15 protein-coding genes are annotated in these 14,392 nt (G+C 52.2%); 7 read left to right on the top strand and 8 right to left on the bottom strand.

All coding sequences use genetic code 11. From position 1 onward, the window contains the following. Positions 1-76: 76 nt before the first annotated feature. The 4 genes from CEK71_RS10430 to CEK71_RS10440 all read left to right on the top strand — a co-directional run bounded on the left by CEK71_RS10430 (position 77) and on the right by CEK71_RS10440 (position 2,798). The gene (locus CEK71_RS10430) at positions 77-1,411 is read left to right on the top strand and encodes a hypothetical protein (protein ID WP_088619330.1); all 1,335 of its coding nucleotides are present in this window, start codon (positions 77-79) and stop codon (positions 1,409-1,411) included. A 363-nt stretch (positions 1,412-1,774) separates the two neighbouring features. Continuing rightward, positions 1,775-2,104 (top strand): hypothetical protein, encoded by a 330-nt coding sequence (locus CEK71_RS23155; RefSeq protein WP_088619331.1) that lies wholly within the window; start codon positions 1,775-1,777, stop codon positions 2,102-2,104. Further along, positions 2,101-2,271: a hypothetical protein gene (locus CEK71_RS22545; protein ID WP_157679133.1), complete on the top strand. Its 171-nt coding sequence runs from the start codon at positions 2,101-2,103 to the stop codon at positions 2,269-2,271. Before CEK71_RS23155 ends, CEK71_RS22545 begins: the two co-directional genes overlap by 4 nt. Before the next feature lie 11 nt (positions 2,272-2,282). Further along, positions 2,283-2,798 (top strand): YMGG-like glycine zipper-containing protein, encoded by a 516-nt coding sequence (locus tag CEK71_RS10440; RefSeq protein ID WP_088619332.1) that lies wholly within the window; start codon positions 2,283-2,285, stop codon positions 2,796-2,798. Between the two features lie 224 nt (positions 2,799-3,022). On the opposite strand, the gene CEK71_RS10445 is transcribed toward CEK71_RS10440, so the two are convergent. From CEK71_RS10445 to moaC, 6 genes are all read right to left on the bottom strand, one after another. Further along, positions 3,023-3,379: an exosortase system-associated protein, TIGR04073 family gene (locus CEK71_RS10445; RefSeq protein WP_088619333.1), complete on the bottom strand. Its 357-nt coding sequence runs from the start codon at positions 3,377-3,379 to the stop codon at positions 3,023-3,025. 182 nt (positions 3,380-3,561) lie between these two features. Next, on the bottom strand, positions 3,562-5,226 hold the full coding sequence (locus CEK71_RS10450) for a glutamine--tRNA ligase/YqeY domain fusion protein (protein WP_088621574.1): 1,665 nt from the start codon (positions 5,224-5,226) through the stop codon (positions 3,562-3,564). A 563-nt stretch (positions 5,227-5,789) separates the two neighbouring features. Beyond that, positions 5,790-7,367 (bottom strand): PhnD/SsuA/transferrin family substrate-binding protein, encoded by a 1,578-nt coding sequence (locus tag CEK71_RS10460; RefSeq protein WP_088619334.1) that lies wholly within the window; start codon positions 7,365-7,367, stop codon positions 5,790-5,792. Continuing rightward, positions 7,354-9,456 (bottom strand): PP2C family protein-serine/threonine phosphatase, encoded by a 2,103-nt coding sequence (locus CEK71_RS10465; protein WP_088619335.1) that lies wholly within the window; start codon positions 9,454-9,456, stop codon positions 7,354-7,356. Before CEK71_RS10465 ends, CEK71_RS10460 begins: the two co-directional genes overlap by 14 nt. A gap of 342 nt (positions 9,457-9,798) precedes the next feature. Then, on the bottom strand, positions 9,799-10,848 hold the full coding sequence (lpxD, locus tag CEK71_RS10470) for a UDP-3-O-(3-hydroxymyristoyl)glucosamine N-acyltransferase (protein WP_088619336.1): 1,050 nt from the start codon (positions 10,846-10,848) through the stop codon (positions 9,799-9,801). Between the two features lie 68 nt (positions 10,849-10,916). Next, positions 10,917-11,393 carry a cyclic pyranopterin monophosphate synthase MoaC gene (gene moaC / locus CEK71_RS10475; protein ID WP_088619337.1) on the bottom strand — a complete coding sequence of 159 codons (477 nt, stop codon included), beginning with the start codon at positions 11,391-11,393 and terminating at the stop codon, positions 10,917-10,919. Between the two features lie 74 nt (positions 11,394-11,467). Between moaC and CEK71_RS10480 the strand changes: the two genes are divergently transcribed. Genes CEK71_RS10480 through CEK71_RS10490 form a run of 3 tightly spaced genes read left to right on the top strand, consistent with a single transcriptional unit; the run spans position 11,468 to position 12,725 of the window. Continuing rightward, entirely contained in the window at positions 11,468-11,701 is a 234-nt protein-coding gene (locus tag CEK71_RS10480) for a MoaD/ThiS family protein (protein WP_088621575.1), read from the top strand. Positions 11,702-11,703: 2 nt separating this feature from the next. Next, positions 11,704-12,159: a molybdenum cofactor biosynthesis protein MoaE gene (locus CEK71_RS10485; RefSeq protein ID WP_088619338.1), complete on the top strand. Its 456-nt coding sequence runs from the start codon at positions 11,704-11,706 to the stop codon at positions 12,157-12,159. After that, the gene (locus tag CEK71_RS10490; RefSeq protein ID WP_332455537.1) at positions 12,159-12,725 is read left to right on the top strand and encodes an IMPACT family protein; all 567 of its coding nucleotides are present in this window, start codon (positions 12,159-12,161) and stop codon (positions 12,723-12,725) included. The genes CEK71_RS10485 and CEK71_RS10490 overlap by 1 nt, the downstream gene beginning before the upstream one ends. A gap of 83 nt (positions 12,726-12,808) precedes the next feature. On the opposite strand, the gene CEK71_RS10495 is transcribed toward CEK71_RS10490, so the two are convergent. Together CEK71_RS10495 and CEK71_RS22550 are read right to left on the bottom strand one after the other, a co-directional pair. Then, entirely contained in the window at positions 12,809-13,834 is a 1,026-nt protein-coding gene (locus tag CEK71_RS10495) for a hypothetical protein (RefSeq protein ID WP_088619339.1), read from the bottom strand. Positions 13,835-13,986: 152 nt separating this feature from the next. Then, on the bottom strand, positions 13,987-14,187 hold the full coding sequence (locus CEK71_RS22550) for a hypothetical protein (RefSeq protein WP_157679136.1): 201 nt from the start codon (positions 14,185-14,187) through the stop codon (positions 13,987-13,989). Positions 14,188-14,392 lie beyond the last annotated feature (205 nt).

Consider the following 14,392-nt stretch of genomic DNA (forward strand, 5'->3'; position numbering starts at 1 on the left):
AATTTGACAAAGTAAACGGTATTTTACCCCTTCCCATAATCCAGCATATTTTTCACCTTTAAACAATAAGGCAGACATGGCGACCCAACTTAAAAATCTGGCTGATGCGACAATTATTTTCGATAGCCAAACACCGGCTCCACAGAATAATACCGATACGGCGTTACCCAGCATTATCCCCGCAGCAACTGACAGTGCCGATACTACGGACAACAGCACGATGAATACCGGACAAACGGATACCGTTGCTACAGCGGCGGCTGATAATGCGGCAACCAGCACTGCGCCAGTTATTGGTAGTGACAGCACAGCGGATGAAGTGGTGGCAGGTAACGATAGCCCTGTTGATGCTACTGGTGGGTCGCCTTCCGATATAAATGCAACTGTGATTGATAGTGGTGCGGATACCATTATGATGTCTCATGGCGCTGTTTTTGAAATGGTTAATTTTTATTCGTCCGTAATCGTGACTGATATGCCCGATACCACCAGCACGGACGGCGGCACGATAACCGACCTGACCGACCTCGGCAGTGTAGACGGCACGGACGGCGGCGCTATGACCGACCAAAACGACACCGTTAGTGCGGACGGCACGGACGGCGGTGCTGTGACCGACCAAAACGACACCGTTAGTGCGGACGGCACGGACGGTGGTGCTGTGACCGACCAAAGCGACATTGTTAGTGCGGACGGCACGGACGGCGGTGCTGTGACTGACCAAAACGACACCGTTAGTGCGGACGGCGGCGCGATAACCGACCAGACCGACACCGTTAGTGCGGACGGCACGGACGGCGGTGCTGTGACTTACCAAAACGACACCGATAGTGCGGACGGCACGGACGGCGGCGCGATAACCGACCAGACCGACACCGTTAGTGCGGACGGCACGGACGGCGACGCGATAACCGACCCGACCGACCCCGGTAGTGTGGGCGGCACGGACGGCGGTGCAGTGACTGACCCGACTGATCCTGCTATAGTGGACATTACGGATGGCGGCACGGCAACTTATGGCATAATATCTTGGGTTATTTTTGATGAGCCCATAGAGATAAGCAGTCTGGTAGATGTTTCTTCTGACGGGGATGGTGCAGTTGCTGCGGATGCTGGTACTGATACGACAGACAGCAGTGTGGCAACCGATGACACCATTATTTCGCTAGACGACGGCAATATAGATTTATCGGCTTATACGCCTGATTATAGTAGTACCTGGGGTACTTATGCTTGTATATTCACGATAGCACAAGTTGATATGTTTATATCTTTTGATGCTAATGGCACGGCCTTACAAGATTCAACCTCTTTGAGTGCTGATGCCAGTCTGCCGTTAGTCGGAAATGATGCCTCCTTAAGCTATATTGGTGTTGCGGATGCCAGCAGTGTCATACCGTTAATCGCCTAGTTTCGGCCTATTGCGGTTGCGGTCAAAAAGCCCCTTTTTTAAGGGGCTTTTTTATGGGTTTTGCTGAGTAATTCCCACTTGAGCCCCTACATTAACACGGATGCTTTTTGCAATGGTGCAAAAATAATGCTTCTCCGTTTTGAGCGTCTTATGGTCACCTGTATTTTTACACGCTTGCCATTTTTAGCCTAAAAATCTAGCTTATGCAGTTTAGTTGATCCGCGAAGGCACTTGTATAGCCTATTGCTGTCGATAGGTCACGGTGGTTTAAACAAGAGTAGGCGATGAAAAAATATACCTTGGCGGTAGTGTTACTGGTTGTACTGGGCGGCTTGTCCAGTGAGGGTTGTTGGGCAGAAGGTCATGGCGGAGGCCATGGTGGCGGGGGCGGTGGAGGCGGTGGGCATGGAGGTGGAGGCGGTTATGGTGGAGGCGGTGGACATGGTGGCGGAGGCGGTGGAGGCGGTGGCCACTTTGGGGGTGGTGACCATGATCATGGCCATTTCGGTGGCGGTCATTTTGGCGGATATGGAGGTGGTCGCTTCGGATACGGCGGGTATGGTGGCCGTTTCGGCTATGGCGGCTATGGCTATGGCGGTAACCGTTTGGGCTTTTATTTTGGCGCACCGTATTATACTTATCCCTATTACGGCTATCCGTACCGCAATTATTATGCGCCGCCGCCTGTGGTGATTACTGTGCCGCCCACGCCGCCCGTCTATATCCAGCAGCAAGCGGCCCCGGATTATCCGTCCGGTTCTTGGTATTACTGCGACGATCCGCAAGGCTATTATCCTACTGTCAGAGAATGCCCGGACGGTTGGCAGCGTGTGCCGCCGACAGTCCCCCCGCCCCGTTAAGGAGTTTGTTTATGTCTATAAAGTTGAAAAGTGTGCCGATACTGTTGTTAGCGGTCAGTGGTTGTGCCAGTGTGCCGGAAGGGCCCAGTGTGATGGTTTTGCCGGGTAATGGGCTATCTTTCGAGCAATTCCGTAATGATGATGCGGTGTGCCGCCAATTTGCTTTTTTTCAGTCGGGTGGGGTAGACAGCAATTCGGCTGGGATGAGTAGTGGGGTCACCAGTGCGGTAGTCGGTACGGCGTTAGGCGCAGCGGCGGGAGCGGCGTTTGGTGGTGGGCGCGGGGCGGTGATTGGGGCGGGTAGCGGGTTGTTGTTGGGCAGTGTGGTCGGGTCGGGTGCGGCTGGCGATTCCCAATCGGCGGCGCAACAAGCTTATGATAATGGCTATGTCCAATGTATGTACGCTAAAGGCCATCAAGTGCCTATGGACGGGCAGATTATGCAAGCACCGCGTTCGGCGGCGCCGGTAGCTGACGACATACCGCCACCGCCACCCGGATTGCCACCGCCGCCGCCTGTGCGCTAAAGCCGGGTAACATTGCCGATGGCCTTATAGGAATGTGCATGAAATTAAGTAGGCGTTCCATTGCAACACAGCGTGTTGAACCCCACCCCAGCCCTCCCCTTGGCAGGGGAGGGAGTTTATGCCTTTCCCGTCGTACAGGCGAAAATCAAGGGGAAAACGCCCCTCTCCCTGCCAAGGGGGAGTCCTTCGGCTTCGCTCAGGGAACGCGGAGGCTGGGGGGTATTTTAACGCAGTTCCCACTTAGGCCGGAAAGAGGTTTCTTTATCGAAATCCTGCCAGATATAATCGGGGGTGACGATGGGTTTGGTGGGGATGAGAAACGTCGCCATATCGTAAGCGCCGTTTAATGTACGCGCTACCATGTAAACCATGCCGGTGAAAAATCCGGCGGTGGCCGCATAAGCCCAGCCTTGTCTGCGCTTGGTGATGATAATGGTTTTAGGCACTTCGGCTATGCCTGTTACGGCATTTGCAACGCCGTTGCCGAATTTGCTGCTAAAGCGGGCAGGGTAGCTGGAGGCATTGGTATCGTAAGCACTGAGTAAGGCCAGTACCAAAAGAATTTTTAACAGAGGTTTCATAAGGGCTTCCAAAAGGGTAAACAGGCGGGTGGTGAGAGAGGTTAATGTCAGGGGGCATAAACCCTAACCGTACAGCCGTAGCTCTTTTTTAAAACGCGGTTTCGGCACCAATGAGAAGAAGGCCACAGGTTGGGCAAGCGCCAGCGGTTTGCCCAACCTGTGGTGTTATGCCGATTTGCCTATCAGTCCTTAACCCAGCCGTCGCGTAGGGTGACCGTGCGGTTAAACACCTTTTTGCCGTCCACGCTATCGACGGTGTCCAAGCAGAAATAGCCGGTACGTTCGAATTGGTAGCGGTGTTCGCCTGTGGCTTCGGCAAGGCTGGCTTCGATGCGGCAATCTCTCAAGACTTCTAAGGAATTGGGGTTTAAAGCATCCAGGAAGTTGGCCTCGTTATCCGGTTGCGGGACGCTGAACAGGCGGTTGTATAAGCGTATTTCAGCGGGCAGGGCGTGGGCTTCGGAGACCCAGTGGATAACGCCTTTGACTTTCCGGCCTTCGGGGTTTTTGCCTAGGGTGTCGGGGTCGTAGCTACAGCGCAGTTCGGTGATATTGCCGTCGGCATCTTTAACCACCTCATGGCAGCGGATGACATAAGAGCCGCGTAGCCGCACTTCTTCGCCCAGCACCAAACGTTTGTATTTGGGCGGTGGGTTTTCGGCAAAATCATCTTGTTCGATCAGGATGGTTTTCGCAAACGGCACACTACGCTTGCCCAGTTCATGGCGTTGCGGATGGTTGCTGATTTCCAGGTTTTCGGTTTGGCCGTCGGGGTAGTTGGTGATGACTACGCGCAATGGCGCCAGTACGGCCATGACCCGCAGGGCGTTTTCGTTCAGGTCTTCGCGGATGCAGTATTCCAGCACCCCCATTTCTATCCAAGAATTTTGCTTGGTCAGGCCGATGCGTTCGCAAAAATCGCGGATGGCTTTGGGGGTCACGCCTGCTCGGCGCAAACCCGCCAAGGTCGGCATCCGTGGGTCATCCCAGCCGTTGACGTGTTTTTCTGTGACCAGCAAATTCAGTTTGCGCTTGCTGACGATGGTGTATTCCAACTGTAAGCGGGCAAATTCGATTTGTTGCGGATGACTGGGGGTTTCCACTTGCTCCAGCACCCAATCGTAGAGCGGGCGGTGGTCTTCAAATTCTAGGGTACACAGCGAATGGGTGATGTGTTCGAGCGCATCCGAAATGCAGTGGGTGTAGTCGTACATCGGATAAATGCACCACGCGTCGCCGGTGCGTTGGTGGTGGACGCGGCGGATCCGGTAGATGGCGGGGTCGCGCATATTGATGTTAGGCGAGGCCATGTCAATTTTGGCGCGTAACACATACTGCCCGTCGGCAAATTCGCCCGCCCGCATCCGTTGGAACAGGTCGAGGTTTTCGGCAATCGGGCGGTCGCGGTCGGGACTGGGTTTGCCCGGTTCGGTCAGCGTGCCACGGTAGGCGCGGATTTGTTCGGCGGACAGGCTGTCGACGTAGGCCAAGCCTTTTTCGATCAGAACGACGGCGTAGCCGTACAATTGCTCGAAATAGTCGGACGCGTGACGCAGTTCGCTCCAGCTAAAGCCTAACCATTGCACGTCGCGCATGATGGATTGCACATATTCGTCGCTTTCTTTTTCGGGGTTAGTATCGTCAAAGCGCAGGTTGCAAGTGCCGTTGTTTTCTATCGCCATGCCGAAATTAAGGCATATCGATTTGGCGTGGCCGATATGCAGGTAACCGTTCGGCTCCGGCGGAAAACGGGTGGCGACCCGGCCTTTATGTTTGTCGGTTTTCAGGTCATTGGCAATAATTTGCCGGATGAAGTTGGGGGCTAGTGAAGGTTCGTGTGTAGACATGCAAATGTTATTATTAGTTATTGATGTTACGCAGACATTTTCTGCGATTTGAAAAACAAATAATGAGTCGCTATCGCGACGTATTTTTAATCGGGTTCTCGCACCCGAAGGCGAGATACTTTCTTTTGCTCCGCCAAAAGAAAGTATCCAAAGAAAAGGCGGCCCGATTGCCGCTTGATCCTGCGCTTCTCGGTTTTGTCGGGGGTCGGCAGAGTGGGCTCCTGCCCACCTGCCGACGCGCGGCATCCTTGCCGCGCCCCTTTATGCCCTATGGGTATTCGGGCTGATCCCGACAAACCCTGCGATGCTCGGCGCGGCAAACGGGGGTAAAGCACGTTACTTCGTAACGTCGGTTAGTTATTGAAATAATTCAAAAACTTGTCATTGAGGGTTAATGGGGGGCGGAACGCTGTGGAAAGTCCGCAAGACGGGTATCAATACTACTGTAATCTGTCAAGCCAGTAAAGCGTGAGTCTTGATATTGGCTGATTTTGCTGGGGGGAAAGCTAGGTATGCCCGCTGCCCAAAGGCTTGGGTAGCGGGTTTATGGGGGCTGGACTTTGTTACGCGGCGACTGGGGCGTAGCGGTTGAACAGCATCGCCAGCATATCGCATTCGTCCGGGGTGGGTTTGACCCAGCCAGGGATACCTAAATCGGCTAAGACCTGTCGGCCTTGGCTGTCTTGGTTCATGTCCAGCAGGACTTCGGCCAAGGCGGTGCCTACGGCTTCGCAGCGGGGCGAAACGCTGAAAACATGGAAAGCGAAGGCGGTTTCGCTTTGGTCGATTTCGCGGAGCATTTTGCGGGTCAGGCCGGATAGGCCTTGGTAGGTATCGCTGAGCATGAACAGGATGTCCGCCGAGCCTTTCAGTAACATTTGCAAGGCTTTAATATCATGGCCGGAGAAAATGTACTCCATGTTACTGAGTGAGCTTTCGCTTTCTTCCAATAAGAAGCGGCCCAGCAGATAGACAAAGTTGTCTTGGGCGGCGGTGACGATCTTGCCGCCTTGATAGTCCGCTAAAGTGACCCGTTTGTCTTCGCTACGCACCAGAAGGGTGACTTCATCGGTTTGGTCGATAGGCCGCAGCAGGGGCTTATACTGGTGTTCCAGCATCAGGCGCGTCGCTTCAAACGGTTTGGTGAAGACGATGTCCATTTCTTCAATTTTTTTGCGCCGCTCCGTCATAGCGCCGTGGCTGAGTTCCAGATGCACTTCGCGGCCTAAATGGCGTTGCAGGTAAGTGTTGAAGAAATACCAGCCGTTCATTTGTTGGCTGCTTTGCGCACTGACCCAGAGGTTCAGTTTGTCGCTGGTGTTGGCTTGGATGATAGCAGGGGCATCACTGATGCGGCGTTGCACTGGGGCGGCAACGCTGGACTCGGTGGCACGGGCTTGCGGTACGGCACTGCCTGGCGGCACGATAGTGGCTTTGGAAGGGGCTTCATCAGCCAGAAAACGGGTCAGTCCAGTCATTTTGAACAATACGCCGATCATTCGGTTGGCATTGACCACGCGGATGCTAATATCCCGCTCTTGCCAATGCTGAAACAGTTTGAGCAATTGTGCCAAGCCCATCGAGTTGACCCGCGCGACCTCGCTAAAATCTAAGGTTACTGAGGCGTTTAGCGGCACTATATACAGGGTTTGTAAGGCATCAACAGCGTTAACATCGACCATGCCATACAGTTTGAAACGTTGCTCAGGGTTGGTGCGTGAGGGCTGTGGCTGGATTTGCAGTTTTTCTGACGTTAAGATAGTCGGTGGTACGGCGGCAGGCTCAGACGTAGCTACGGCGGGAGTTGCTTTGGCAATTTCCATACCTAGGTCTTCCGCCAAAAATCGGGTCAGGCCAGTCATTTTAAACAATACGCCGATCATGCGGTTGACATTGGTGACGCGGATTTGGTTATTGCGGTGTTGCCATAGTTCAAACAATTTCAGCAGTTGTGCCAAGCCCATCGAGTTGACCCGATCCACTTGGGAAAAGTTAAGTTCTACGGTACAGTCGGGGGGGAGGATATAGAGCGTCTCCAAAATATCGACGGCTTCGATATCGACAGTGCCGACCAGAAAAAATTGTTGCGACAATTTGTCGGCAGACGGTTGCGGCAGTATTTTTAACTTAGATGTATTCATGGTTAATCGCCTCAAATAATTCGGTATGGTAAAGGAATTGGAAACCTTTATCCGCCTCTGGGTCAAAAGGATTGTACAAATCAAGGAAAACGCATACTTGGGTTTGCCGGTTTGGCAGTACCCGCATTTGCAGGTAATCGGACATGCGCCAGATCAGGTACAGGCCACCGCCACCTATGCCGGCATCCAAACCTAAGCCTTCAATATGACGGGTCAGACGGTTTAAAAAGACTTGGGGGGTTAACGTTCCCCAAGAATCCGTCAGAGAGATGCCCAATAAATTGCCTTGTAGTGAGACATCTAAGCGTAATTTTTCATCTTCGGCCAATTCGCGCGAAGTGCCTTTGGTGTATAAGGCGCGGCCTTTGCCGTCACGCGGAGCGGCGCACAAGCCATTTTCAATCAGTTCGTCCAATAAGAACACGGCGGCATCTAGGCGGTCAGGGTCACCTGTCGCCATTTCTTGTAACCATGCATCCACTTCGGCAATTATAAATGCTTTGTCATCGCTATGGGTGAAATCAAATTCGCGGCGTTGTTCGGGGTGGCGCAACAACATGGCTAAATCATCTGGCCAAGGTTTCTCATGTTGGCTGAGTAAAATATCCCAACCGAGTTGGTGGTTAATGGGACGGTCTTGGGGGAGAATCCGCCGGATGCCCTGTTGGGATAGGCTGGGGATTAAATCGGCAAAACGGTTATTTGCCAAGAACACCACTTCTTGGCGGTTAAGCTTACTGGACACGGCGACGGGATTGGCGCGGTAATCGGCATCGAACAGATAAGTTTGCTCCGAATCTTGGGCTTTAGCGGTAAGGGTGTTTTCAGTGGTGGCAGTGTCGTAGGTTTTTTCCAGATAGTCAACGGAAAATAAGGTCAAGTCGTCTTCAAAAGTGCTGCGTTGTAAAAAGTTAGTCAGCTTAAGCAAAATAATGTCGTGTAAAGTGGCAATGTCGCTGTCGGCATGGTCGGTCAAGAGGGCTTCTAGGCGTTCATAACCGAAACATTCGTTGGCGGCATTCTCTTCTTCGACAATGCTGTCGGTATATAAAAATAAGCGGTCGCCCACATCCATTTCGGTGGCCGCTTGTTCGTATTCGGTGTCGGCATTTTTGCCTAAGGGCAAGCCGCCGATTTCCAGGCAGTCTAAAATTCCCAGCATGGGTCGGTAGAGGTAGGCGAACTGGTGGCCGGCATTGGCGTAGCGCAATTCGCCGGTTTGGGTGTCCAAGCAGATGGCGAACATGGTCATCAGCAAAGATTGGTGGGCGGTGTTAAAGATGATGTGGCTAAGACGGCTAAGGATTTTATGCGGTTCTTTTTCCTGCTCGGCTTCTAAGAAGTTGACCGCCGCTTTGGCGGCGCAGACGATAGTGCCGGCGGCGATACCGTGGCCGCTGACATCGCCGACTAAAATAATTGCCCAGCGCTGAGCGACGATGTAATAGTCATAAAAGTCACCGCCCACTTCGCTGGAGGTGAGCATGGTGGCCAGCCCGGTTATGCCTTGTAAGCGGATATGTGCCGGGCGTAATAAGTTTTGCTGTAGGGCCGCCGCATTGGCGACTTCGTCATTGAGCCGTGCGCTTAATTGCTGCATGGTCTCGATCAGGTTGCCTTGGGATTGGGAGATTTTCAGCATCATATCGGCGATCTTAACAACGCCGACGATGCCTTTGTCATCAATAACGGGCAAGGCTTCGTAACGGATGCTGGGGTCTTTGTTGAGGAAGTTGGCGATGACTTTGTCGATACGGTCGTTGACATCGACGATCATGGGGGCGACAAAGATGTCGCTGTTGCTTTCCAGCAAGATGGCCAGCGGCTTACGCGCGTACAATTCGCGGGCGAAGGCGCGGGTCATCAGGTTAAGATAGTTGCGCCGCGAAATAATGCCAAAAAACAGTTGCTCGTCGGTGACGACGGGTAATGCCGCCAGTTCCGGATTTTCCTGGAATAAGCCCAGCACATCCAGTATTGCCATATCCAAGGTGATAGGCTTAACAGTCTGCGTCAATTCCATAACGCTAGGGGCTGTGAAGGTGACGGAACCGTTAAGGTCGCGTTTGTTTTGGGTACGACTAAGCATAGACAACCTAAAAAACTGTACAAAAAGCAGGAGAGTGAGTCATTCACCCGCTATTTTATAAGGTTTAGATGACAGCTTGGTTACAGGAGGGGGGTAAATAAGAATAGTTCGTATTTGAGAATAATCAAAGGTAAGGCCAGTTATTAAATAGTTGTTGGGCGTATCGTCTATAGCGGGCTATATCCGCTCAATTAGAGGGTTTAAGCGCTAATATTGCCTTTTTATCATGACATTAGCGGATAATTGCGCTATCAATGGTAATCAATTGCGGCCGGTTAAAAAGATTGGGTGCCGTCCTGATGCGGTCGTATTAGCCACATCAGGCGGTAACGGCAACCGTAACTAGCGGCTCTCGGTTTGCGGTTGCAGTTGCTCTAGCTGCTCTTCCAAGTATTTGACTTTTTTCAGTAACTCCGGCAATTTGCTGAGGGCAACCTGTTCTTTATAAGCGACGCGCTTATCTTTAGCCGGGCTACCAAAGACTTGGGTTTGGGCGGCTATGTCTCCCGCCACGCCTGCGCGGGCCATCACCACCGCCCCTTGGCCAATATGGACATGGTCGGCGATGCCGGCACTGCCGGCGAGTATGGCGTAGTCGTCAATTTGGCACGAGCCGGATACGCCGACTTGCCCGCACATGATGACATGGCGGCCGATTTTGTTGTTGTGGCCAATCTGTACCAAGTTATCAATTTTGCTGCCTATACCTAGCGTGGTACTGCCCAATGCCCCCCGGTCGATACAGGTGTTGGCGCCGATTTCGACATGATCGCCCAGTACCACGTTGCCGACTTGCGGGACTTTGATATGCTGGTGGTTGCGGAATTTATAGCCAAAGCCATCGGCACCGATGACTGCCCCGGCATGGATGATCACATGATCACCAATGACCACATCGTCATAAATAACCGCGTAAGGATGGATGCGGCAATGCTTGCCGATGGTGACATGGGCACCGATATAAGCTCCGGCCAGCACCGCGCTATGGTCGCCAATTTGGCTATGCTCGCCCAATACCGCATAAGGGCCGATGGATACGCCTATACCTAGGCTAACGGTATCTGCCAACACGGCTTGCGGAGCAATGGCGGGTGGGTAATGGCGTTCCGGGTGCAGCAAGGTGATGGCATGGATAAAGCCCATTTCCGGGTCGGCACAGACCAATAAGGCCATTGTAGGCGGCACGTCGGGCAGGGCGAAGCCTTCGGCGACAAAACAGGCGCTGGCCGCCGAGCCTTTGATATATTTGTTGTAGCGGCTATTGGTCAGTTGCGTGACTTGCCCGTGTTGTGCGGAGCTAATGTCTGCCGCCGAGGTCAGCAAAGCCGTAGGGTCGCCGCCTTCAATACGGGCGTTACACGCTTGGGCGAGTTCTTCTAAAGTCATTGGCATAGGGAATCCCTGTGATAAGTTTTAAATAGGAGGTGAGCGGTCAGGATACGGATGCTGGTGGCCGGGCTTCACGTCCGTTGCCAAGTTCCCGATTTGCCGCCCGCTTTTGCCAGCACTTGTAGCGAATGGATAACCATGCCCCGGTCAACTGCCTTGCACATGTCGTAAATGGTCAACAAGGCGCAGGCGGTGGCGGTTAACGCTTCCATTTCCACGCCGGTTTGGCCTTGAGTTTTGACGGTGGTTTGGCAGCGGATGTGGTTAAGTTCGGTATTGGGGCTTAGGGCAATATCCACATGGGTTAAGGCTAGCGGGTGGCAGAGCGGGATCAGGTCGGCGGTTTTTTTGCTGGCCATAATCCCGGCGATGCGGGCTATCCCTAAGACATCGCCTTTTTTGTGGCCGCCGCCGATAATCAGCGCTAAGGTTTCCGGCTGCATGTCGATGTAGCCTTCGGTAATGGCGGTGCGTTGGGTAACGGCTTTGTCGCCGACATCGACCATGTGGGCTTCGCCAGCTTGATTAAAATGGGTGAGTTGGGTCATTTGTCGGTAAAATTAGCGCAAAATGTTGGTTGTGTCTGACATTATCCTTAGATTTTGTAGCCGCGTGAATGAATATGTCAATTAAAGTACGTTATTTCGCCAGTTTAAAAGAACAGTTGGGGCGTTCGGATGAGACCTTGCCCGCCGTCGGCATCGCGTCGGTACGGCAAGTCTGGACTGCCGCCAATCCCCAACAACCCTTGCCGGACAATATCTTAGCGGCGGTCAATATGGATTATGCCGACTTGGACAGCCCTGTCCGGGCAGGTGATGAAGTGGCCTTTTTCCCGCCCGTCACCGGAGGCTGATGATGGCGGTTATTGTGACGGGAGCTGGCTTCGACCCTTGGCAAGAACTCCAAGCCTACCAACAAGCCGCGCAAGGCCTGGCCGGGCAAGTTGGCGCGACCAGTGTTTTTGTCGGTACGATGCGGGATTTTAACGAGGGCAGCGGTGTGCAAGCCATGACCTTAGAACATTATCCGGGTATGACCGAAAAGCAGTTAGCGGCGATTGTCGCCGAAGCGGGGCGGCAATGGCAAGTGCTGGATGCGTTAATTATCCATCGGGTCGGCGAGTTGTTGCCCAATGACCCGATTGTGTTGGTGGCGGTATGGACATCGCACCGGGGGGATGCCTTTGATGCCTGCCGTTACATTATGGAGGCGTTAAAATCTAAAGCCCCGTTCTGGAAAAAAGAACGCTTGCTGTCAGCCGACGAGCGTTGGGTGGGTAAGAATACCGATGGCTATCATCGCGCCCCTTAATGATGATTGCCGTTAAAAATCCCGCCAGTGTAGAGATTGTCCTGAAAAAATCCCGGTTTATTGGGGCATTGATCCCGTGTGCTGATGAGCAGGACGTGCCGCGCCATCTTAAGGGCTTTGCCGATGTGCATCCCCATGCCAGCCATATTGTCTATGCGTACCGCATGAAAACCGCCAATGGCATCATCTACCGCTTCCATGATGCGGGTGAGCCGACCGGCACGGCGGGCAAGCCGATTTTTCAGCAATTGGAAGGTAAGGAACTGATTAACGTCTTGCTGGTGGTGGTGCGCTATTTCGGGGGCGTTAAGCTGGGAGCAGGGGGCTTGACCCGCGCCTATAGCAATACCGCCAGTCAAGTGATCGCCGCCGCCGAGCTGTGTCCGTATATCGATTGGGTCACCGTGCCGTTGACGTTGGATTACAAGCAAATCCAGCCCTTGGAATATTTGTTGAAAAAGCTCGACGGGCGCATTGTCGCGCAAGATTTCGCCGGGCAGGTCAAGGTGCAGGTGCAGGTGCCCGCTGGGCAGGTGGCGGTGTTGTTGGCGGCTTTTGCGGGATAGTTTGGGTGATGTTTTCCGGCACTTGGGAATGCGTATAAAGTTATCGGACAGGATTTTTTGTGAATTTCGTACAGATGTTATAACTAGGGCATTGCTTTCGGACGGATTAAATTAGCTCGTACTGTCAATTTACGAAATAATGCCATAAACCCTATTCCTACCAGCCAAATTGTTGAAGGAATTGGAACTGAATTAATCGGATCGATTTCAGATAGGCCATAAGTGCTAACATTTCCAGCAATGCCGTACAAAAAATCAAAGTTAAGCCCAGTCCCCGCTGTTTTTGTATGCAGTGAAAAATCAAAAGTCGTTAAAGCTCCTGTGAAATTATTGAATACCCGGTCGTCAAAGAAAGCGTGCGCTAATTCCAAATCATTAAATGTATATGTTTCATTTGTAAATACATCGGGCAAGTCATGATGTGTTATGACTGTACTCACCATTAAGGTCAGCGTTTCATCTGGCGAGGTAAAATTGTGTGTTCCTATAATCGAATCCAGCAATCCAATTGACCTTGTAGAATAAGGAGGTAGATTATTCGTTAGAATACTATCTTTCGTGCCAACAGGAAGAGAGGAAGTAATTTCTATTTTGCTTTCATAGTCATGAAATAATCCGTCCGTGGCCGTATTCAACAACTCCATATTGCCCATTGCAAACACCCGCTGGTCGTCATGTAAAGCAAAAGCTTGGGCGACATTATGATGGTTAGCCAATACTGCATTAATGTCCGCAGTCAATGGCAATAAGGTTGCATTAGTATAAGCTTGCTTGTCCGGCGCATTGAGCGTGGTTAACATAGACTGAGAAAAACTAGCGTGTCCTTCGCTAACTCCAGCAGCTCTGCCTGAGCCATGAAACAAATCCACATTTGCAGTACTGTTCAATTGATTGTGGCTCGTGATCCCATTAGACGAATTCGTCGTATTGTATAAAGCTATTGCCTGAGTTCCAGTACCTGCACCCCCGTTGGCAATCGCATCGCTTTCGATAATTGGCATTGCTTTCCCCTCGCCCCCAGTAGCGTAAGCAAAGGACTGGGCGTAGTCGCCAGTGCTTGTTGCATTACTATAGGCGATGGCATTGCCCCCTTGCCCTTGTTTTTGCATATTCCCGTCATCATGGCTGGCACCGCGCCATTGCCACCAGTTGCGTAGGAAGTGGCGTTAGCGTCCCTATCCCCATTATTAACGACCACAATACTGGAATAGGCATTGCCGCCGTTTCCTGCCGTAACTTGACCCGATGGGATGCCGTTATTCTACCCGGCAACACCGCCATCTCCGCCTTGTGCATCATTTTGCGAACGATTTAACTCATTGATAATATTGGCTCCTGGCGGTACGCTCATGGCAGAGTTAACTACAGTTGTACTGACGGCATTGCCACCATTTCCCCCATTACCATTTGTTGTATAGCCACCACTACCGCCACGTGCTAAGTTGTATGTATAAATCGGCATGACAACCGTATTATCATTTACTCCCGTTGTGCTTATTGCTGTGGTTGCAGATGCATTTCCACCATTCCCTGCATCAACTTGGGTGCTTCCTGATGCGTAGTTATAATGCCCCCATCCACCTTGTGCAACATTACTTGTATCGATTTCATCTTCAACTAAATTCGGTTGGATAATATTTGAAGCCGCATCGCTACCATCCCAATTA

The sequence above is a fragment of the Methylovulum psychrotolerans genome (genome assembly GCF_002209385.1).
GTDB classification, from domain to species: Bacteria; Pseudomonadota; Gammaproteobacteria; order Methylococcales; family Methylomonadaceae; genus Methylovulum; species Methylovulum psychrotolerans.

Coding starts and splice junctions, on each gene's coding strand:
- lpxD (WP_088619336.1), bottom strand. CDS start 10,848: ATGCCAATGACTTTAGAAGAACTCGCCCAAGCGTGTAACGCCCGTATT.
- CEK71_RS10485 (WP_088619338.1), top strand. CDS start 11,704: ATGGCGGTTATTGTGACGGGAGCTGGCTTCGACCCTTGGCAAGAACTC.
- CEK71_RS10480 (WP_088621575.1), top strand. CDS start 11,468: ATGTCAATTAAAGTACGTTATTTCGCCAGTTTAAAAGAACAGTTGGGG.
- CEK71_RS10440 (WP_088619332.1), top strand. CDS start 2,283: ATGTCTATAAAGTTGAAAAGTGTGCCGATACTGTTGTTAGCGGTCAGT.
- CEK71_RS10490 (WP_332455537.1), top strand. CDS start 12,159: ATGATGATTGCCGTTAAAAATCCCGCCAGTGTAGAGATTGTCCTGAAA.
- CEK71_RS10495 (WP_088619339.1), bottom strand. CDS start 13,834: ATGCAAAAACAAGGGCAAGGGGGCAATGCCATCGCCTATAGTAATGCA.
- CEK71_RS10460 (WP_088619334.1), bottom strand. CDS start 7,367: ATGAATACATCTAAGTTAAAAATACTGCCGCAACCGTCTGCCGACAAA.
- CEK71_RS10445 (WP_088619333.1), bottom strand. CDS start 3,379: ATGAAACCTCTGTTAAAAATTCTTTTGGTACTGGCCTTACTCAGTGCT.
- CEK71_RS22550 (WP_157679136.1), bottom strand. CDS start 14,187: ATGCCGATTTATACATACAACTTAGCACGTGGCGGTAGTGGTGGCTAT.
- CEK71_RS10430 (WP_088619330.1), top strand. CDS start 77: ATGGCGACCCAACTTAAAAATCTGGCTGATGCGACAATTATTTTCGAT.
- CEK71_RS23155 (WP_088619331.1), top strand. CDS start 1,775: ATGGCGGAGGCCATGGTGGCGGGGGCGGTGGAGGCGGTGGGCATGGAG.
- moaC (WP_088619337.1), bottom strand. CDS start 11,393: ATGACCCAACTCACCCATTTTAATCAAGCTGGCGAAGCCCACATGGTC.
- CEK71_RS10450 (WP_088621574.1), bottom strand. CDS start 5,226: ATGTCTACACACGAACCTTCACTAGCCCCCAACTTCATCCGGCAAATT.
- CEK71_RS10465 (WP_088619335.1), bottom strand. CDS start 9,456: ATGCTTAGTCGTACCCAAAACAAACGCGACCTTAACGGTTCCGTCACC.